The following is an 18,866-nucleotide window of genomic DNA, read 5'->3' as shown; positions in this document are numbered from 1 at the left end:
AAAACCCGTATTACTCAACATTCAGTGTTAAGGATTGTGCAATAAAGCACTTCTTAACATAGGGTTCCTGAACGGGGGCTGACCTGAATCAACCCCCTGATCGGCTTCAAAACAGCCATAAAATCTTATTGCTGATTTTCCTGTTCGGTAAACAAGTCACTGAACAGCATGCTCGACAGGTAGCGTTCGCCAGAGTCGGGCAGGATCACCACGATGGTTTTGCCCTGCATTTCCGGGGTTTCGGCCAGGCGTACAGCCACCGCCATGGCGGCGCCGCAAGAGATGCCACTCAAAATCCCTTCTTCTTGCATCAGGCGCAGGGCCATCGCCTTGGATTCGTCGTCGCTGACCAATTCCACTCGGTCGACCATCGACAGGTCCAGGTTCTTCGGCACAAAACCAGCGCCGATGCCCTGGATCTTGTGGGGGCTCGGTTTGATCTCTTCCCCGGCGATCGCCTGGGTGATCACCGGGGACACCATTGGCTCCACCGCCACCGAGAGAATCGGTTTGCCCTGGGTATTCTTGATATACCGCGAAACCCCGGTAATGGTTCCACCCGTTCCGACGCCCGCTACCAGCACGTCGACCGCACCGTCGGTGTCGTTCCAGATTTCCGGGCCGGTGGTTTTTTCGTGGATGGCCGGGTTGGCCGGGTTTTCGAACTGCCCCGGCATGAAGTAGGTGGACGGATCACTGGCGAGGATTTCGGCAGCTTTCTCGATCGCGCCTTTCATGCCCTTGGCCGGCTCCGTCAACACCAGTTCGGCGCCAAGGGCCTTGAGCACCTTGCGTCGTTCGATGCTCATGGACGCGGGCATGGTCAACATCAACCGATAACCACGGGCGGCGGCAACGAATGCCAGGCCGATACCGGTATTGCCCGAGGTCGGTTCGATGATGGTCATGCCGGGCTTGAGTTTACCGCTGCTTTCAGCATCCCAGATCATGTTCGCGCCGATTCGGCACTTGACCGAATATCCAGGGTTGCGCCCTTCGATCTTGGCCAGAATGGTGACACCGCGCGGGGCGATACGGTTGATCTGCACCAGCGGCGTATTGCCGATGGAGTGGGCGTTGTCAGCATAGATACGGCTCATGGCTGGGTCCTTATACCGCGTTGAATTAGCCCTCCAAGGTATGCCTGTTGCTCGTGGTCGTCCAGTCAGTCGAACGTCCGGCTGACATAGCAGTCAACCGCTTTACACCGCCAGAGATTTGCCGCCATGAAGCGTCGATACAGTTGGCCCCTGTTGACCCTCGCCGGCCTCCTCATGTTGCTGGTTGCCGTGCATATCGCCCTGCCCTACATCGTGCGTGACTACCTGAACGAGCGATTGGCCAACATGGGCGACTATCGCGGGCAGGTTACCGACGTGGACCTGGCCTTGTGGCGTGGCGCCTACAAAATCAACGGGCTGAAAATCGTCAAGGTCGAGGGCAAGGTCCCGGTGCCGTTCGTCAACGCGCCATTGATCGACCTCTCCGTCAGCTGGCACTCACTTTGGTACGACCACGCCGTGGTGGCCAAGGCACAGTTCGACAAACCCGAGGTGAACTTCGTCGATGGCGGCGCCAACAAGAAAAACTCCCAGACCGGTCAGGGCACCGACTGGCGGGCACAATTGGAAAAATTGCTGCCGATTACCCTGAACGAAGTGCGGATCAACGATGGCCGGGTCACCTTTCACAACTTCAATTCAAAACCACCCGTGAACCTGAGCGCTACTCAGGTCAATGCCAACATTTACAACCTGACCAACGTAGTCGACACCAAAGGCAAACGCGATGCCCGTTTCGATGGCAAGGCGCTGTTACCGGGGAATGCACCGCTGGAAACAACGGCAACCTTCGATCCGCTGAGCAATTTCGAAGACTTCGAGTTCCGCCTGCGCGCCAGGGACCTTGAACTCAAACGCCTGAACGACTTCGCGTCGGCCTACGGCAAGTTCGACTTCAATGCCGGCCATGGCGACCTGGTCATCGAGGCCGAGGCCAACAAGGGACAACTCACCGGCTACATCAAGCCACTGTTGCGGGACGTCGAAGTGTTCAACTGGCAACAGGACGTGGAAAACAAGGACAAAGGGATTTTCCGCTCCATTTGGGAAGCGCTCGTCGGCGGCACCCAGAATGTATTGAAGAACCAGGCGAAAAACCAATTCGCCACTCGCGTCGAACTCAAGGGCAACGTGCATCAGCGGAATATCAGCGCGTTCGAGGCGTTTTTGCAGATTTTACGCAACGGTTTCATCCAGGCGTTCAATGCCCAGTACGAACGACCCAAACCGGATGCGGGATGAGTCACGAAGTGACGCCCCATTCAGAGACTGAATAACCCGTCTGCGTTCACAGTCGACCGACCTGCGCGTTATAGTCGAGCCTGACCATTTATTGCGCCCCGCCCTGCCTCGCTCAGGTCGGCGTTACCGTTTGAGGATTAGCAGATGAAGTTCGAAGGCACCCAGGCCTACGTCGCCACCGATGACCTGAAGCTGGCGGTCAACGCCGCTATCACCCTGGAGCGGCCACTGCTGGTCAAGGGTGAGCCAGGCACCGGCAAGACCATGCTCGCAGAGCAACTGGCCGAGTCCTTCGGCGCCAAGTTGATTACCTGGCACATCAAGTCCACCACCAAGGCGCATCAAGGCCTGTACGAATACGACGCGGTCAGCCGCCTGCGGGATTCGCAACTGGGCGTGGACAAGGTCCACGACGTTCGCAACTACCTGAAAAAGGGCAAGCTCTGGGAGGCGTTCGAGTCCGAAGAGCGGGTGATTCTGCTGATCGACGAAATCGACAAGGCCGACATCGAGTTCCCCAACGACTTGCTGCAAGAACTCGACAGGATGGAGTTCTACGTTTACGAGATCGACGAGACCATCAAGGCCAAGAAACGTCCGATCATCATCATTACCTCCAACAACGAAAAAGAACTGCCGGACGCCTTCCTGCGCCGCTGCTTCTTCCATTACATCGCGTTCCCCGATCGCGTGACGCTGCAGAAGATCGTCGACGTGCACTACCCGGACATCAAGAAAGACCTGGTCAGCGAAGCGCTGGACGTGTTCTTCGACGTGCGCAAGGTGCCGGGCCTGAAGAAAAAGCCCTCGACCTCCGAACTGGTGGACTGGCTGAAACTGCTGATGGCCGACAACATCGGCGAAGCGGTGCTTCGCGAACGCGATCCGACCAAGGCTATTCCGCCGCTGGCAGGCGCCTTGGTGAAGAACGAACAGGACGTGCAATTGCTTGAACGCCTGGCGTTCATGAGCCGTCGCGGCACTCGCTAAGTACCAATAAGGGCGATCGCCATGCTGCTCAATCTGTTCAACGAAATGCGCGCAGCCAAGGTGCCGGTCTCGGTGCGTGAGCTGCTGGACCTGATCAACGCGCTGAAACAGCGCGTGACCTTCGCCGACATGGACGAGTTTTATTACTTGTCGCGGGCGATCCTGGTGAAGGACGAACGGCATTTCGACAAGTTCGACCGGGCGTTCGGTGCCTACTTCAATGGCCTGGAAAAGCTCGACGATCACCTTCAGGCGTTGATCCCCGAAGACTGGCTGCGCAAGGAATTCGAACGTTCCCTGACTGACGAAGAGCGGGCCGCGATCCAGTCCCTCGGCGGCCTGGACAAGCTGATCGAAGAGTTCAAGAAACGCCTGGAAGAACAGAAAGAACGCCATGCCGGCGGCAACAAATGGATCGGCACCGGCGGCACCAGCCCGTTCGGTTCCGGCGGTTTCAACCCGGAAGGCATTCGGGTCGGCGATGCCGGTAAGCGTCAGGGCAAAGCGGTGAAAGTCTGGGATCAGCGCGAGTACAAGAACCTCGACGATTCGGTGGAACTGGGCACGCGCAACATCAAGGTCGCCCTGCGTCGCTTGCGTAAATTCGCCCGTCAGGGCGCGGCGGAAGAACTGGACATCGACGGCACCATCGACCACACCGCGCGCGATGCCGGGTTGTTGAACATCCAGATGCGTCCGGAGCGGCGCAACACCGTCAAGTTGCTGCTGCTGTTCGACATCGGCGGTTCGATGGATGCCCACGTGAAGATCTGCGAAGAGCTGTTCTCGGCCTGCAAGACCGAGTTCAAGCATCTGGAGTACTTCTACTTCCACAACTTCATTTATGAATCGGTGTGGAAGAACAACATGCGCCGCACCTCCGAGCGCACCGCCACCCAGGACTTGCTGCACAAGTACGGCGCCGACTACAAAGTGATCTTCATCGGCGACGCCGCCATGGCGCCCTATGAAATCACCCAGGCCGGCGGCAGCGTCGAGCACTGGAACGAAGAAGCCGGTTACGTGTGGATGCAGCGCTTCAAGGAAAAGTACAAGAAGCTCATCTGGATCAACCCGTACCCGAAAGACACTTGGGGCTATACCTCGTCGACCAACATCGTGCGGGATTTGATCGATGATCAAATGTATCCGCTGACGTTGCGGGGGTTGGAGGAAGGGATGCGGTTTCTTTCCAAGTAGAGCATTGCATCTATGGCGAGGGGGGCTTGTCGGAACGCCCCCTTGCCACAGTTAAAACCGGCGCAAATACTCGACTTGTTCGCGATGCGCGACGTCCTGCACCACCGGTTTCAACCGCACCGTCGCCCCCGGCAGACACTGCGCCAGCCGCGCCAACGCCAACGGTGTCAACGCCCCCAACCGCGGATAACCGCCAATGGTCTGCCGGTCATTGAGCAGCACAATCGGCTGCCCATCCGGCGGCACCTGGACCGCCCCCAGCGGGATGCCTTCGGAAATCATCGGCTTGCCCTGATACTGCAATGCCGCTCCCAACAGACGAATGCCCATGCGATCGGCGCGACTGTCGAGGGTCCAGACGCTGTTGAATGCGTCAAACAGACTCTGCCCGCTGAATTCACCGATTTGCGCACCAAGCACCAGGTCCAGCGGCGTATCGAGGTTGAAATCCGGAACGTGCTCGCGAGGCAGTTCCCGTACCAGCAGCGGCGCCTCGGTGGAGTACTTCAACGACGATCCCTTGGCCAACGCCCGGCCCATGCCGTCGAGGCCGCCGAGTTCCTCACGCACCACAGTCGCAGTGCTGCCCAGCACCTTCGGCGCATCAAACCCGCCTGGTGCCGCGAGGTACGCCCGAGCGCCAAGCAACGGTTGCGTGAATTGCAATCGTTGACCTTTGCCCAGTTTGAAACTGCGCCACGGCGCCAAGGGCTGGCCATCAATCTGCGCCCCAAGATCGGCACCAGCCAATGCCAGCAAGCAATCGTCCTCGGCCACCACACTGAACCCGCCGAAGGTAATTTCGATCACCGACGCATCCAGCCCGTTGCCCAACAGCCAATTGGCCCACGACATCGATCGCCAATCCAGTCCGCCGCCCTGGGTCACGCCCAGATGCCGCACACCAAATCGCCCGGCGTCCTGCAACAGGCAAAGCGGTGTACTTGCTTCAATCGTCAGTCGGCTCATGCCAAGGTCTCCAACGGCGTGTCGTCACCGCCCAGGTTGATGAACTCGGCATGACTGACCGCCTCGAAGCGCACCGTGTCGCCCGGTTGCATCAAGCTATAGCCGTCGCGTTCACGGTCGAACAATTTGGCCGGTGTGCGACCGATCAGGTTCCAGCCGCCGGGAGACACTACCGGATAAGCCGCCGTCTGGCGTTCGGCAATGCCGACACTGCCGGCGGCGACTTTTTTGCGCGGGGTACTCAGACGCGGTGCGGCCAACACTTCTTCCACCAACCCCATGAACGCGAACCCCGGCGCGAAGCCCAACGCGAACACCTGATACTCGTGTTCGCTGTGACGGCGGATCACTTCATTCACCGCCAAGCCGCTACGCTGGGACAACAGGTTCAACTCCGGCCCAACGCTCAAGTCATACCAGACCGGCAGCACATGGCATTTACCCTTGGCCCGAGCGTTGGGCGTCAGATCGATCAGGGCTTGAGCGATCAACTCCCGGGCCTGGGCCGGGTTCAATGCCATCAGATCGTAATGCACCATCAACGTTGTGTAGGACGGCACCAGATCGATCAAATGGCTGGCGAATGCTTCTCGCAAACGCTCACTGGCAGCCAGCATCCACGGCATGTTGGCCTCGGCAATTTCATCGAACAGGCGCACCATCAGGCAATCGAGCGCCACCACTTCCACCCGTGGTTTCATGATGCGCTCTGCTGATTCAAGGCCTCGCGAATGCGCCGCACGGCGGCCACCGAACTGGTGTTGTCACCGTGTACGCACAAGGTATTGGCCTGCAAGTGCAAGGCGCTGCCATCGTTGGCCGTGAGGTTGTCACCGCGGGCAATGATCAGCGCCTGCTCAATGATTTTCTCGGGATCGTGATGCACGGCCCCCGGCAGTTGCCGCGAGACCAGCATTCCGACGCTGTCGTAAGCGCGATCGGCGAAGGCTTCAAACCACAGGGTCACGCCGTATTCGTCGCCCAACTGCTGGGCGGCACTGTTGTCGCGAGTGGCCATCAGCATCAGCGGCAGCGTCCGGTCATAGGCCGCCACGGCCTGGATCACCGCGCGCAATTGCGCCGGGTTGGCCATCATGTCGTTGTACATCGCGCCGTGGGGTTTGACGTAACTCACCCGCCCGCCCTGAGCCCGGCAAATGCCGTCGAGGGCACCAATCTGGTAGTGCAACAGGTCCTGCAGTTCCTGGGCGGTATACGCCATGGAGCGGCGGCCGAAACCGACCAGATCCTGATAGGCCGGATGCGCGCCGATCTGCACGCCGTTGCTCAGGGCCAGGCTGACGGTCTTGCGCATGATGCTCGGGTCGCCGGCATGGAAACCGCAGGCGATGTTGGCGCAGTCGATGAAGGGCATGACCTCGGCGTCCAGACCCATGGTCCAGTTGCCGAAACTCTCGCCGATGTCGCAGTTCAATAGCAGGCGGTTCACGGTGAACACTCCTGTAGGCTTTTGTCTTTTTAGCTGAAGGGCATCTGCCCCTCAGATTATCAGTTACCGGACATTCGGTTATTCGGCGTCGAGTTGTTTACCACAGGTTTCCGGCAAGCTGAGCGCCGCCAGGATCACCACCCCGTAGGACACCGCAGCGAAAGCCCCGATTCCCACGCTCAATGGCACCTTCTGACTGAGCAAGCCGATCAGCAGCGGAAACAACGCCGCCAGTGCCCGACCGATGTTGTAGCAAAAACCCTGGCCCGAGCCGCGAATCCGCGTTGGAAACAACTCGGTCAGAAACGACCCCATGCCACTGAAAATCCCCGAAGCGAAGAAGCCCAAGGGGAAGCCCAGCCAGAGCATCACGCCGTTGCTGACCGGCAATTGGGTGTACAGCAGAACAATAGTGAACGAGCCGACGGCAAACAGAATGAAGTTCTTTTTACGACCAAGGATGTCAGTCAGATACGCGCTGATTACATAACCGACGTAAGACCCGATGATCACCATCGCCAGATAACCGCCCGTGCCGAGTACGCTCAAGCCCCGCTCGTTCTTCAGAAACGTCGGCAGCCAGGAGGTGATCGCGTAGTAACCGCCGAGTGCGCCGGTGGTCAGTATCGACGCGCGAATCGTGGTGAAGAGGATGCCGGGAGCGAAAATCTCGTAAAACTTCGCCGGGTTGCCTGGCTCTTGCCTGGCTTTGGCTTCGCGGTAGATTTCCGGATCCTTGACCAGGCGACGGACGAAGATCACGAAAATCGCCGGCACGATGCCAAGAATGAACAGCGCACGCCAGGCGTCTTCTGGCGGCAACACCGAGAACAGCAGCGCATACAGAATGGCTGTCAGCCCCCAACCCAATGCCCAACCCGATTGCACCATGCCGACGGCTTTGCCACGGTCCTTGGCGCGAATCACTTCGCCCATCAGCACCGCGCCAGCGGTCCATTCACCACCGAAACCGAAGCCCATCAACGTGCGGCTGATCAACAGTTGCTCGTAGTTCTGGGCGAAGCCGCAGAGGAAAGTGAAGAACGCAAACCACAGCACTGTCAGTTGCAAGGTACGCACCCGACCGATGCGGTCGGAGAGAATCCCCGCCACCCAACCACCAATAGCCGAGGCGATCAGGGTGCTGGTGTGGATCAGCCCGGCCTGGCCGGTGGTGATGCCCCACATGGCAATCAGGGTCGGCACCACGAAGCTGAGCATCTGGGTGTCCATGCCGTCCAGGCCATAGCCGATCTTGCAGCTCCAGAACGTGCGACGCTCCTGTTTGTTGATGTTGCGGTACCAGTCAAAAGGTCCCGGGCGAGCCGTGGACTTGGGGATATCGAGGGTGTCGGGCGCACTCATGGCAAAATCTCCGTGCATATTTTATTGGTATTGTTCTGAGCCCCGACGACGCCTATCGTGGGAACCGGATGGCCTGATTTTTGGGCGGTTGGCCCCGCTGCGTCCAACTAATAAAACCCCGCCCTAGACATAAGAAAAACTTTATCCACGAGCTGACCCCATGAACCTGAAGTTTCTCGAGACGTTTGTCTGGGTCGCCCGACTCAAGAGTTTTCGCCTGACGGCGGACAAGCTCTTCACCACCCAGGCGTCGATTTCCAGCCGCATCGCCGTGCTCGAAAGCGAGCTTGGGGTGAAGCTGTTTCTGCGCGACTCCCGCGGCGTGAGCCTGACCCCCGAAGGCCTGAAAGTGCTCGAATATGCCGAGCAGATGATGGACACGATGCAGTCGCTCAAGCAGTCGATCGAAACGCGTTCGAGCAAGGCCGGGCGGGTGCGGATCGGCGTCATGGACACGGTGATCCACACCTGGCTCAGCCCGTTGGTGGCACAGATGATGGATCACTATCCGCTGGTGGAAATCGAGCTGGTGGCCGATACCGCGCTCAACCTCTGCGATCAGCTGCAAAAAGGCTTTCTCGATCTGATCCTGCAAACCGACCTGCTGCGCCAGGAAAGCGTGCGCAGCCTGGAGCTGGCCAGTCATCCGATGGGCTGGATCGTGGCCAGCAACTCCATCTACAACCGTGAGTATTCAGGTGTCGCCGACCTGGCGCGGGAGCGGATCATCACCTATTCGAAAAACTCCCGTCCGCACCAGGACATCTTGAGCCTGATGCAGGCCAACGGGGTCATGGCGCCACGGCTGAACTGCGTGAACTCGGTGTCGGCGATTACCCGATTGCTGCGGGACGGTTTCGGTATAGGCGCACTGTCGCCCGTGCTGGTGGCCGAGGAATTGGCCCGGGGAGAGTTGACCTTGCTGGCCATCGATCAGCGACCAGCGAATTTGCCGGTGGTGGTGTCGTGGCGGGTGGGTGTGGAGTGGGTCGAAGAAATCGTGGCGCTGTGTCAGCAAGTCGTGGAGTGTTATGCGCAGAAAGTGGGCGAGCACTACATCGTCTTGAGCAAACCGCAGGCCAGAGCCTGAAAGGCATTTTCCGAAGTGTAAATATGAACCACTATCATTTGCATTAATTTTTCAAAGCGGTATTCTTTGCGCGCTTTCAGAATCAATTGTCCAGAAGGAGTCGGACCTGATGCGCGATTACACGCAACAACAGCAGCAATTGCTCGCTCACTGGAGCGAAGCTCTCGGTACTCAGGCTTTCCAGTCCCACCGCATTACGCTCGATCATTTGAGCAATGCCCTGGAGCCCGCCGCCCAGCGCTGTTTCCAACGCCTGATCCAGGCGCTGTTCCGTGAAGAGCTGATTGATCCCGACACCTGCGAATACGACGACACCAGCCGCTGCTGGCTGCCGCTTGGCGATGGCGCGCATCTTTGCTTCGAGCATTTGTCCAGCAGCAGAATGAACAGCTGGGACGTACGCGGCAGCATCGTCCTGCACACCCCCGACAAACTGCCGCACAAAATCCAGTTGCCCAGCGAACTGCTCGCTCACCTCAGCACTCAGCTCAATCCGCCAGCCTCCCCGCAGGTACTGGAACGTCTGACCCGGGAGCTGGATGACAGCTTCAGCAACGACACCCTGTGCCTGGCGTTTCACCACGGATGGACCGAGCGCCTGAGAGAGCAGATCGACACCGGATACGATGACAATCTGCTCGCCTGGCTCAAAGCCAGCCCCTGCCACCAGAACCCTACGTCGCTGCTCGAACAGTGGGGGACTCTCGGCCATCCGTGGCACCCGAACTACAAGACCAAACTGGGCTTGAGCGCCGCTCAGGTCATCGCTTTCTCGCCAGAATTCGAAGCGAGTTTTCCGATCGTGCTGTGCGCCCTGCACCGCCAGTACGCACATGTTGAAGCGCTGGCTGGCACCACGGACTACTGGGATTGGTGGCAAGGTCACTTCCCACAAGCCGCCGAGCAATTGCAACGCCATTTGCAGCAGCTGGGCCTGGACGCAAAGGACTACCTCCCGCTGCCGTCGCACCCATGGCAAGCCCATGAAGAGCTGCCACATTCATTCGCCAACGAGATCACCGACAACCTGCTGATCGTCACTGACATCGTGGCGTTTACCGGCCACCCGACCATGTCCTTCCGCACGGTCCTGCCGCAGGCCAGTCGCACGGCACCGATGGTCAAACTGCCGGTGGCTTTGCGCCTGACCAGCGTGCAGCGCACCGTGTCGCCGCGCTCGGCCCGGATGGGTCCGCGCATCAGCCAACTGGTATTGGATATCCTCGATCAGGAACCGCAGATTCAACGCCTGCTGAACATCGTTCCAGAGCGCATCGGTGTGCATTACTCACCACTGCCGGCCGATGACGAACGCTCCCGGCATGCTGGCGTGCTGTATCGCGACAACCCGCTGACCCTGCTGCAAGCAGGCGAGTTGGCGGTGCCGGTCGGCAGCCTGTTCGCCGTCAACGAATTCGAACAACCGTTGCTGCGTGATTGGGTCAGACTGGCTCAAGGCCGGGACGACAGCGAGGCCATGCTGACGTTCTTCGATGATTACCTGTCGATTGCCGTACCAAGTCTGCTGGGCATCTATCTGATGTACGGCGTGGCGTTCGAAGCGCACCAGCAAAACAGTTTCATGGTGATGGGCGCTGACGGGCAGCTGAATCGGCTGCTGTTGCGTGATTTCGGCGACGTTCGTATCGATCGCAAAACCCTGCACGCCAAGGGTCTGGATATCCAGCTGCACGATCCGAAAATGACCCTGTATGACGACGCCGGCTTTGTCCGCGACAAACTCCTGCACACCACTTTCATGTGCCACCTCGGTGAGCTGACCTTGCTTTGTGCCCGCCACTGGAATGTGCCGGAAAATATCCTGTGGGAGCGATTGGCAGCGCACGTTGCACAGTGCTTCGAGACCTTGCGCGAGCGCGTTGAACCGGCACGTTGGGAATGCGAGCGCCAGGCCTTGCTGGAACAGGATTGGCCCGCCAAATCGTTCATGCGCATGCGCTTGCTCGACAGTCATGCCGACATCGTCGGACGCCTGAGTAATCCGCTGCGACCCAACACCCATGCTCGCTGACGGTCGCGCCTTGCGACTGCTGATCGTCATCCAGTTTGTCTCCATGGGCGCCATGGAGATGAGCGGCCCGTTCTGGCCCTTGCAGATCCAGCATCTGCTCGGGCCCGAAGGCGCCGGCTACACCGCGCTGTTATCGGCGATGGTCTATGCCGGCCCGATGCTGGCGGCCATGTTGCTGACCCCCCTGTGGGGTCGGCTGGGGGATCGCACCGGGCACAAACCGATGATTGTTCGGGCGTTGCTGGCCCTCGCGCTGTGCCAAGGCTTGGCAGCCATCACCCTCGACCCGTGGCTGCTGGTGGGTATTCGCGTGATGCAAGGCGCATTGGCCGGTTTTCTCGCGGCCGCGCAAGCCTATGCCCTGGCCTGCTGCGACAGTGCCAGACGGGGTCACACCCTGGCCCGCCTGCAATCGGCAACCGCCGTCGGCTCGTTGATCGGCCCGGTGCTGGGTGGCTGGCTGATGGACGTCTCGGGGTTTGCCTTGCTGTGTTATGGCGCGACGGCGATTTGCCTGCTGTGCGCACTGGGGAGTTTTTTCCTGCCGGCCGACAAGGCGCGAACCGCGAAGAAAAAACCTGTTGAGCCGGTGGCCCTGCCCAAAGGCTGGCTCAGTGGAATCCTGTTGGTGATCGTGTTGATTCAAGCGGCGAAGATGATGCCGCAGTCGTTCTACGCCCTATATGTCGCGAACATTCTGCATGCCCCAAGCTGGCTGATCGGCGCCACCTACGCGGCGAGCGCCGCGACCCTGGCCATTTCCGCCCCGCTGTGGGGACGCCTGTTCGACCGCTGGCAGCCGGCCTACACCCTGCGCGTCATCGAAGGCGTGGCCTGGTTATGTGCCCTGACGCTGGCGGCCACGGCATTGGCCAATGAATGGCTGGGCTTTCTCGTCAGCCGACTCGTCTGGGGCATCTGGCAAGGCGCCCTGCTGCCCGTCGCCTATGCCCTGATCGCCAACACCGTTTCCATCACCCAGCAGGGCTTCGCGCTCGGCCTCGGTAACAGTGCGGCAAAGGCTGGTGCTCTGCTCGGTGTCGTCCTTGGCGGTATCGGCATGGGCCTGGTGGGCCTGGCCCACAGTTTCTGGCTGGTGGCACTGACCTACGCCATAGCCGCCATCGGCATCCGCTGGGTGCGGTCGTTCAACGCTACGCCTGACCGCTCGACCTTATCGCCCCACACTTATCACAACTAAAAAAGACCACGTCATGACCCGAACCAAACTCTCCCTGCTGATCCCGCTACTTGGCACCTTCAGCGCCCAGGCCTGGGCCGAGGACACCGAACAGCAGCCCGGCACCTTGAACATGCAAGCCACCGTCGTGTCCGCGACTCGCAGCGAAGCGAGCATCGCTTCGATTCCGGGCTCGGTCCAGGTGATCGACGAGCAGCAAGTCCGTGAGCAGAGCGGCGCGGGTCGCCGGGTCTCCGACATCCTCGGGCAATTGGTCCCGGGTATTGCGCCATCGAGCGGCGGGATGAGCAACTTCGGCCAGACCCTGCGCGGGCGCAACATGCTGGTGTTGATCGACGGCGTATCGCAGAACGCCACCCGTGACAACTTCCGCCAGCTCAACAGCATCGCCCCGGCCAGCATCGAACGCATCGAAGTGATCTCCGGCGCCAGCAGCATTTACGGGGCCGGTGCTTCAGGCGGCATCATCAACATCATCACCAAGCGCAATCAGGGCCAGGACATTGCCTACAGCAGCAAACTGGGCCTGACCAGCGGTAACAACCTCAACAGAAAAGGCTTCGCCTACGAAGCTTTCCAGAGTGCCACCGGGCGCAAGGACGCGTTGGACTGGTATGTGTCCGCCGACCTGACCCAGCGCAACGACCAGTTCGACGGCAACGGCAACCGCATCCCCCAGGACACCTCCCAGGGCAGCAACATGGACACCGAAACCTATGACCTGCAAGGTCGTTTCGGTTACGAACTGGATGCCGACAAGAAAATCAGCCTGTCGCTGCAGGACTACAAGGACCAGCAGGACACCGGCTACACCAAAGACCCGAAAAACTCGCAGCAAGCGGTGGCCGTCAAAGGGCTGAAACTCGACGACCAACCCTATACCCATAACCAGGCGGTCAATCTCAACTACACCGACAAGGACTTCTACGGTCAGGGCCTGCAACTGGAAAGCTACTGGCGCCGCGCCGATGCACTGTTCTTTCCAGACCTGTCGCGAGGCAGAGCCGGGATCTCCAACAACAACAGTGTGCAGGACGTCTACGGCCTGCGCGCGGCCATCGACACGCCGCTGCCGGCGATCGGAAGCGCCACGGGCAATCTGGTCTGGGGCGCCGACTATGACAATGAGCGCTCCCGTCAACGAGGTGATCAATACACGCTCAATGGCCTGAACTACACCAAGACCGGCACCACCTACGAGCTGGGCCCGGACATCGAAACCACCACCAAATCGCTGTTCGGGCAGATGTCCTGGGACATCGGAGACTGGACCTTGCGTGGCGGAGTGCGCCGTGAATGGATCGAAAGCGACGTCTCCGACAGCATCGCCTACGGTCAGATCGTCCAGACCGGCATACGCGCAACGCTGCCCGGTGACACCCTCAAATACGACGCCACGCTGTACAACCTGGGGGCGGTCTACCACCTGAGTGAAAACCAGGACGTCTTCGCCAATTACAGCCAGGGGTTTTCGCTGCCGGATATCCAGCGCTTCATGCGTGACGTCAGCAGCACCTTCGACATCCAGAGTCTTAACGCCCAGGCCATCAAGGTCGACAGTTACGAGTTGGGCTGGCGTGGCAACTGGGACCAGTGGCAAGCCGACGTCACCGTGTACGAAAACACCTCGGACGTGACCCAGTTCTACGATGCCAATGATCGAGTATTGCGCCTGATCAACCAGAAAGAGCGAGTTCGCGGCATCGAAAACAGCCTGACCTACCGCGCGACCGATCACTGGTCGGTGGGTGGCACTTATGCCTGGGCCAAAGGCGAGACCGAGCAGAACGGCAAATGGATCGATCTGCCGGCCACACGCATCTCACCCGCCAAGACCACACTGTTCGTCGGCTACACCGAAGACGACTACAGCCTGCGCCTGCAAGGCATGCGTTTGGCCAATTACGATGCCGCCGCCAAGGACGACAATGGACGCGACATCGAAGGTTATACGCTGGTGGACCTGCTCGGCTCCGTGCAACTGCCGGTCGGTCGTCTTGAAGGCGGCGTGTACAACCTGACCAATCGCACGTACCAGAACCTGTTCACCCAAGCCAACGCCAGAGCGCCGTACGCCAATGCCGAAGGCCGCACGCTGAGCATGAGTTACTCGGTCGATTGGTAAAAACAGGAGCCGGCTTGCCAGCGATGCGATCTCGCGGCAATCGCCGGCAAGTCGGCTCCAGTGTTACAACCCGCGCAAATCCCGCTCTTCGATCGGCCGGCTCTGGCGCAGGCGCTTGCCGCCCAGCACCACCCAGTCGATCAGTCGGAACAGGCATTCAATGCCGAACGACAGCAGCAACGCGCCGCTCATGCCCCAGATCATCGCTTCCGGCGTCAGCAGGATCTGGTAGCTGTAGCCGTTCCAGGTTTCCTTGCGAATATCCGGGTCGGCCGCCAGCACCACTTGCAGGAAGCGGATGTACCACGGGCCCTGCATGGCCTGGAATTGCTTGTCGAGGGCCAGTTGACGGGTGAGCAAGGCGCTCAGGCTGTCGGCATCGCTGCGAAAGATCGGGTCTTCGCTGGCACGGTAATGGGCCACCAACGCCTGCATGTCGCCCTTGAAAAACTGATTGGCAGTGCCCTGAAAACCGCTCAAACCGCTCTGCGCCTCGATCAGATGCGCCTCGACCCGCTTGGCATAGTCACTGATGAACCCAGGCACCTGGACGCCGATCAACAGGCCTGCCGCAAACAACACCAGCCGTAGATAACTGAGCAACATGGGGGGAGAGATCCTTATTCGGTATTGCCCTGGCTGACGCATTCACCGCGTCGCCAGAGGCTCCATTGGCCCGGTTCGTAGCGGGTCCAGGTTTCGTTTTCGGTCAAGGGTTCGGTGGCGATCACTGTAACCACGTCGTTGGGCGTGGTTTCAGCCTGGAAGTCGACGATCACATCGACGTCCTTCAAGCGTGCCGGGCCGAACGGGGCACGGCGAGTGATTTGCGCCAGTTTGGTCGAGCAGTAGCAGAACAGCCAGTCGCCGTCGCTGAGCAAGCAGTTGAACACGCCTTTGCTGCGGTACTCGGCGCAAGCGGCCACCAGGTCCGGCAGCAGTTCTTCGATCTCTACCGGCTCAGGGAATGCAGCGCGTACCCGGTTGAGCAAGTCGCAGAACGCCGCTTCGCTGTCGGTATCGCCGACGGGGCGGTAGAAACTGGCGGTCGGGTTGAAGTCGGCCAACTGGCCATTGTGGGCGAAACACCAGTTGCGGCCCCACAACTCGCGCACAAACGGATGGGTGTTGGACAGGCAGACCTTGCCGACATTGGCCTGGCGGATGTGGCCGATCACCACTTCGCTCTTGATCGGATAGCGCTGCACCAGGTTCGCCACTTCCGACTCGCTGCTCGCCGCCGGGTCCTGGAACAGGCGCAGGCCACGGCCTTCATAGAAAGCGATGCCCCAACCGTCACGGTGCGGTCCGGTGCGGCCGCCGCGCTGCATCAGCCCGGTGAAGCTGAACACGATATCGGTCGGGACATTGGCGCTCATGCCCAATAACTCACACATGCTCGGACTCTCGATTCAATGCAGGGGCACAGTTACAGACGCGGCTCGACCCGCAGTCGCTGCGGGTTGCTCGGCACCGGTGGCCGACCGTAACGATCATCGCCGGCACCGCCGAACGGTTGATCGCCTTCAGGCTCGTCGGTGCGCGCCGCAGCCTTGGCCGCCTCCGCCCGCTCCTTGCGAGCCTTGGATGCGCGCTCGATCGGGAAACGGATCGCCACGAGAACCAGGTAAAGGCCGAAGGCAATCATGCTGTACATGAACAGGTCGGAAATCGCCCGCCAGGCGTTGTTGCCGACCTTGAACAGCAGATCCAGCACAGTAATGGCAATGGCCGGGGCGACCTTTTCCTTCACCGGGTCAATGATGGTCGGGCTGAACAGCAACACTGCCATCAGCAGCCGCAGCGGCTCACGCAGCCAACGCCACATCCAGCGGGTGATGCGCATCCACACCAACAGGCAGCCTAAAGCGGCAAAGGCGTAGAGGCCCCAAGCGATCAGATAGTCGTTCTCGGTCATGGTGTCCATGGCAAGGCAGGCAAAGAGGCGCTTATAGTAACGACTTTTCGCACTTCAGGCTGCCCCGCCGTCTGCGATCCCCCAATTTCGTACAACGTTCGAGAGTCCTTCATGCCCCTATCCGCCAACGTTTCCGACGCGCCCATTGCCCACAAGGCCGACGGCGATGACCCGTATGCCTGGCTGCAGGAGCGCGACACCGACGCAGTGCTTGATTACTTGAAAGCTGAAAACCGCTATCAGGAGGCGCAAACCGCCGATCAGGCCGGGCTGCGCGAAATCCTGTTCGAAGAGATCAAGGGGCGGATTCTCGAAACCGATCTGTCGCTGCCCTCGCCCTGGGGCCCGTACCTGTATTACACCCGCACCACGGCCGGCGACGAATACGCCCGTCATTACCGCTGCCCACTTCCGACCGATGGCAGCCTGCACATCGACGAAAGCCAGGAACTCCTGCTGCTCGATCCGAACGTGCTGGCCAAGGGCGGTTTCTTTTCCCTGGGCGCGTTCAGCGTCAGCCCGGACCACCAGCGCCTGGCCTACAGCATCGATTCCAGTGGCGAGGAGGTTTACACGCTGTTCGTGAAGGAGTTGTCCAGCGGCCGCGTCAGCGAACTGGAATTCCAGGACTGCGACGGCAGCATGACCTGGGCCAATGACAGCCTGACGCTGTTCTTCGGTGAACTCGACGACACCCATCGCCCACACAAGCTGTTCCGCTATCGGCTGGACGGCACCGCCGCCGAAGAAGTGTTCCATGAACCGGACGGCCGATTCTTCCTGCATTGCTACCGCTCAAGCTCCGAACGGCAATTGCTGCTGTCGCTGGGCAGCAAGACCACCAGCGAAGTCTGGGTGCTCGACGCCTCGCTGCCCCATCAGGCCTTTACCTGCCTGGCACCACGGGTCGAAGACCATGAGTACGATGTCGACCACGGCAAACTCGATGGCGAGTGGACGTGGTTGATCCGCACCAACCGCGACGGCATCAACTTTGCCCTGTACCAGGCCGCCGACACCGGCGTCGCGCCGACCGAAGCCGACTGGCAGAACCTGATCCCCCACAGCGACGCGGTGATGATCGATGGCATGAGCCTGAACGCCGAGGCCATGACCTTGAGCCTGCGTGAAGGCGGCCTGCCGATCATTGAAGTCCGCCCACAAGGCCTGGCGCCGTATCGCGTGCAATTACCGGACGCGGCCTACAGCCTGCATGTGCAGAACAGCCTGGAATTTGTCAGCGACAGAATCCGTCTGCGCTACGAGGCCTTGAACCGTCCGGCGCAAATCCGTCAACTGATCCTGGCCACCGGCGAGCAGAAAGTCCTCAAGGAAACCCCGGTGCTCGGCCCGTTCGACGCCGACGCGTACGTCAGCCAGCGGCTTTGGGCCACGGCCCCGGACGGTACGCAAGTGCCGATCAGCCTGGTGGTCAAACGCGAGTTCCTCGGTAAACCGACGCCACTTTATCTGTACGGATATGGCGCTTACGGCGAAAGCCTCGACCCGTGGTTCTCCCACGCCCGCCTGAGCCTGCTGGATCGCGGCATGGCGTTTGCCATCGCGCATGTTCGCGGCGGCGGTGAATTGGGTGAAGCCTGGTATCGCGCCGGCAAGCAGGAACACAAGCACAACACTTTCAGCGACTTCATCGCCTGCGCCGAACACCTGATCGCCAACGGTTTCACCACCTCATCGCAGCTGGCAATCAGTGGCGGCAGCGCCGGTGGCCTGCTGATCGGCGCGGTGCTCAATCAGCGGCCGGAGCTGTTCGGTGCGGCAATAGCCGAAGTGCCGTTCGTCGACGTGCTCAACACCATGCTCGACCCGGAGTTGCCGCTGACCGTCACCGAATACGACGAATGGGGCAACCCGCAAGAGCCAGACGTCTATGATCGGATCAAGGCCTACGCCCCGTATGAAAACGTCACCGCGCAAGCCTATCCGGCAACGCTGGTGATCGCCGGCTACAACGACAGTCGCGTGCAGTACTGGGAAGCGGCCAAGTGGGTGGCGAAATTGCGCGCGACCAAAACCGACACCAATCCCCTGCTGCTCAAGACTGAATTGGGCGCCGGGCATGGTGGGATGAGCGGTCGCTACCAGGGATTACGTGACGTAGCCCTCGAATACGCATTTGTTTTGAAGGTTTTGGGCATTGCCTGAGGAACTTGGCCCGGCGTCCCGGTCTTAACACCAGACGCCGGGCGCGCCTGGAACAGC

General features: G+C 60.3%; 16 protein-coding genes. 8 read left to right on the top strand and 8 right to left on the bottom strand.

The window, feature by feature from the left end; genetic code table 11:
- Positions 1-125: 125 nt before the first annotated feature.
- On the bottom strand, positions 126-1,100 hold the full coding sequence (gene cysK, locus AC07VO_RS22400; RefSeq protein ID WP_018926743.1) for a cysteine synthase A: 975 nt from the start codon (positions 1,098-1,100) through the stop codon (positions 126-128).
- A gap of 126 nt (positions 1,101-1,226) precedes the next feature.
- Between cysK and AC07VO_RS22395 the strand changes: the two genes are divergently transcribed.
- From AC07VO_RS22395 to AC07VO_RS22385, 3 genes are all read left to right on the top strand, one after another.
- Positions 1,227-2,303, top strand: a complete 1,077-nt coding sequence (locus tag AC07VO_RS22395) for a DUF748 domain-containing protein (protein ID WP_064619657.1) — start codon at positions 1,227-1,229, stop codon at positions 2,301-2,303.
- 144 nt (positions 2,304-2,447) lie between these two features.
- Positions 2,448-3,293: an AAA family ATPase gene (locus AC07VO_RS22390; protein WP_018926745.1), complete on the top strand. Its 846-nt coding sequence runs from the start codon at positions 2,448-2,450 to the stop codon at positions 3,291-3,293.
- 21 nt (positions 3,294-3,314) lie between these two features.
- Positions 3,315-4,493 (top strand): vWA domain-containing protein, encoded by a 1,179-nt coding sequence (locus AC07VO_RS22385; RefSeq protein ID WP_007934103.1) that lies wholly within the window; start codon positions 3,315-3,317, stop codon positions 4,491-4,493.
- Positions 4,494-4,544: 51 nt separating this feature from the next.
- Here AC07VO_RS22385 and AC07VO_RS22380 read toward each other — a convergent pair whose 3' ends face one another.
- From AC07VO_RS22380 to AC07VO_RS22365, 4 genes are all read right to left on the bottom strand, one after another.
- A complete protein-coding gene (locus AC07VO_RS22380) occupies positions 4,545-5,462 on the bottom strand; it encodes a 5-oxoprolinase subunit C family protein (protein WP_086944849.1) in 918 nt (305 codons plus the stop codon).
- Positions 5,459-6,163 carry a 5-oxoprolinase subunit PxpB gene (gene pxpB, locus AC07VO_RS22375; protein WP_018926747.1) on the bottom strand — a complete coding sequence of 235 codons (705 nt, stop codon included), beginning with the start codon at positions 6,161-6,163 and terminating at the stop codon, positions 5,459-5,461. Before pxpB ends, AC07VO_RS22380 begins: the two co-directional genes overlap by 4 nt.
- Positions 6,160-6,912, bottom strand: a complete 753-nt coding sequence (locus AC07VO_RS22370; protein ID WP_086944848.1) for a 5-oxoprolinase subunit PxpA — start codon at positions 6,910-6,912, stop codon at positions 6,160-6,162. The genes pxpB and AC07VO_RS22370 overlap by 4 nt, the downstream gene beginning before the upstream one ends.
- A gap of 78 nt (positions 6,913-6,990) precedes the next feature.
- Complete coding sequence (locus AC07VO_RS22365; RefSeq protein ID WP_086944847.1) at positions 6,991-8,277, bottom strand: MFS transporter; 1,287 nt, start codon at positions 8,275-8,277, stop codon at positions 6,991-6,993.
- A gap of 160 nt (positions 8,278-8,437) precedes the next feature.
- Here AC07VO_RS22365 and AC07VO_RS22360 point away from each other — a divergent pair, with 160 nt between their 5' ends.
- The 4 genes from AC07VO_RS22360 to AC07VO_RS22345 all read left to right on the top strand — a co-directional run bounded on the left by AC07VO_RS22360 (position 8,438) and on the right by AC07VO_RS22345 (position 14,725).
- Positions 8,438-9,367 carry a LysR family transcriptional regulator gene (locus AC07VO_RS22360; protein WP_086944846.1) on the top strand — a complete coding sequence of 310 codons (930 nt, stop codon included), beginning with the start codon at positions 8,438-8,440 and terminating at the stop codon, positions 9,365-9,367.
- A 109-nt stretch (positions 9,368-9,476) separates the two neighbouring features.
- On the top strand, positions 9,477-11,399 hold the full coding sequence (locus tag AC07VO_RS22355) for an IucA/IucC family protein (RefSeq protein ID WP_086944845.1): 1,923 nt from the start codon (positions 9,477-9,479) through the stop codon (positions 11,397-11,399).
- Entirely contained in the window at positions 11,389-12,600 is a 1,212-nt protein-coding gene (locus tag AC07VO_RS22350) for an MFS transporter (RefSeq protein ID WP_018926752.1), read from the top strand. The genes AC07VO_RS22355 and AC07VO_RS22350 overlap by 11 nt, the downstream gene beginning before the upstream one ends.
- Positions 12,601-12,613: 13 nt before the next feature.
- Positions 12,614-14,725 carry a TonB-dependent receptor gene (locus AC07VO_RS22345; protein WP_018926753.1) on the top strand — a complete coding sequence of 704 codons (2,112 nt, stop codon included), beginning with the start codon at positions 12,614-12,616 and terminating at the stop codon, positions 14,723-14,725.
- Between the two features lie 63 nt (positions 14,726-14,788).
- Here the strand turns inward: AC07VO_RS22345 and AC07VO_RS22340 are convergent, their stop codons facing one another.
- The 3 genes from AC07VO_RS22340 to AC07VO_RS22330 are packed head-to-tail and all read right to left on the bottom strand — an operon-like array spanning position 14,789 to position 16,652.
- On the bottom strand, positions 14,789-15,331 hold the full coding sequence (locus AC07VO_RS22340; RefSeq protein ID WP_018926754.1) for a DUF2937 family protein: 543 nt from the start codon (positions 15,329-15,331) through the stop codon (positions 14,789-14,791).
- Positions 15,332-15,345: 14 nt separating this feature from the next.
- Positions 15,346-16,122, bottom strand: a complete 777-nt coding sequence (locus AC07VO_RS22335) for a class II glutamine amidotransferase (protein WP_018926755.1) — start codon at positions 16,120-16,122, stop codon at positions 15,346-15,348.
- Between the two features lie 32 nt (positions 16,123-16,154).
- Positions 16,155-16,652 carry a hypothetical protein gene (locus AC07VO_RS22330; RefSeq protein ID WP_026286473.1) on the bottom strand — a complete coding sequence of 166 codons (498 nt, stop codon included), beginning with the start codon at positions 16,650-16,652 and terminating at the stop codon, positions 16,155-16,157.
- A 102-nt stretch (positions 16,653-16,754) separates the two neighbouring features.
- On the opposite strand from AC07VO_RS22330, the gene AC07VO_RS22325 reads away from it, so the two are divergent.
- Entirely contained in the window at positions 16,755-18,809 is a 2,055-nt protein-coding gene (locus tag AC07VO_RS22325) for a S9 family peptidase (protein WP_064619681.1), read from the top strand.
- Positions 18,810-18,866 lie beyond the last annotated feature (57 nt).

It is taken from the genome of Pseudomonas sp. GW821-FHT03E01 (assembly GCF_059420765.1).
The sequence above is the reverse complement of the archived record's forward strand: the minus strand, read 5'-3'. Positions and strand labels throughout refer to the sequence as shown.

Excerpts from the sequence above, each read along its gene's own strand:
- cysK (WP_018926743.1), bottom strand. The coding sequence starts at position 1,100 with ATGAGCCGTATCTATGCTGACAACGCCCACTCCATCGGCAATACGCCG.
- AC07VO_RS22355 (WP_086944845.1), top strand. The coding sequence starts at position 9,477 with ATGCGCGATTACACGCAACAACAGCAGCAATTGCTCGCTCACTGGAGC.
- AC07VO_RS22360 (WP_086944846.1), top strand. The coding sequence starts at position 8,438 with ATGAACCTGAAGTTTCTCGAGACGTTTGTCTGGGTCGCCCGACTCAAG.
- AC07VO_RS22340 (WP_018926754.1), bottom strand. The coding sequence starts at position 15,331 with ATGTTGCTCAGTTATCTACGGCTGGTGTTGTTTGCGGCAGGCCTGTTG.
- AC07VO_RS22365 (WP_086944847.1), bottom strand. The coding sequence starts at position 8,277 with ATGAGTGCGCCCGACACCCTCGATATCCCCAAGTCCACGGCTCGCCCG.
- AC07VO_RS22395 (WP_064619657.1), top strand. The coding sequence starts at position 1,227 with ATGAAGCGTCGATACAGTTGGCCCCTGTTGACCCTCGCCGGCCTCCTC.
- AC07VO_RS22345 (WP_018926753.1), top strand. The coding sequence starts at position 12,614 with ATGACCCGAACCAAACTCTCCCTGCTGATCCCGCTACTTGGCACCTTC.
- AC07VO_RS22335 (WP_018926755.1), bottom strand. The coding sequence starts at position 16,122 with ATGTGTGAGTTATTGGGCATGAGCGCCAATGTCCCGACCGATATCGTG.
- AC07VO_RS22390 (WP_018926745.1), top strand. The coding sequence starts at position 2,448 with ATGAAGTTCGAAGGCACCCAGGCCTACGTCGCCACCGATGACCTGAAG.
- pxpB (WP_018926747.1), bottom strand. The coding sequence starts at position 6,163 with ATGAAACCACGGGTGGAAGTGGTGGCGCTCGATTGCCTGATGGTGCGC.
- AC07VO_RS22350 (WP_018926752.1), top strand. The coding sequence starts at position 11,389 with ATGCTCGCTGACGGTCGCGCCTTGCGACTGCTGATCGTCATCCAGTTT.
- AC07VO_RS22330 (WP_026286473.1), bottom strand. The coding sequence starts at position 16,652 with ATGGACACCATGACCGAGAACGACTATCTGATCGCTTGGGGCCTCTAC.
- AC07VO_RS22325 (WP_064619681.1), top strand. The coding sequence starts at position 16,755 with ATGCCCCTATCCGCCAACGTTTCCGACGCGCCCATTGCCCACAAGGCC.
- AC07VO_RS22380 (WP_086944849.1), bottom strand. The coding sequence starts at position 5,462 with ATGAGCCGACTGACGATTGAAGCAAGTACACCGCTTTGCCTGTTGCAG.
- AC07VO_RS22385 (WP_007934103.1), top strand. The coding sequence starts at position 3,315 with ATGCTGCTCAATCTGTTCAACGAAATGCGCGCAGCCAAGGTGCCGGTC.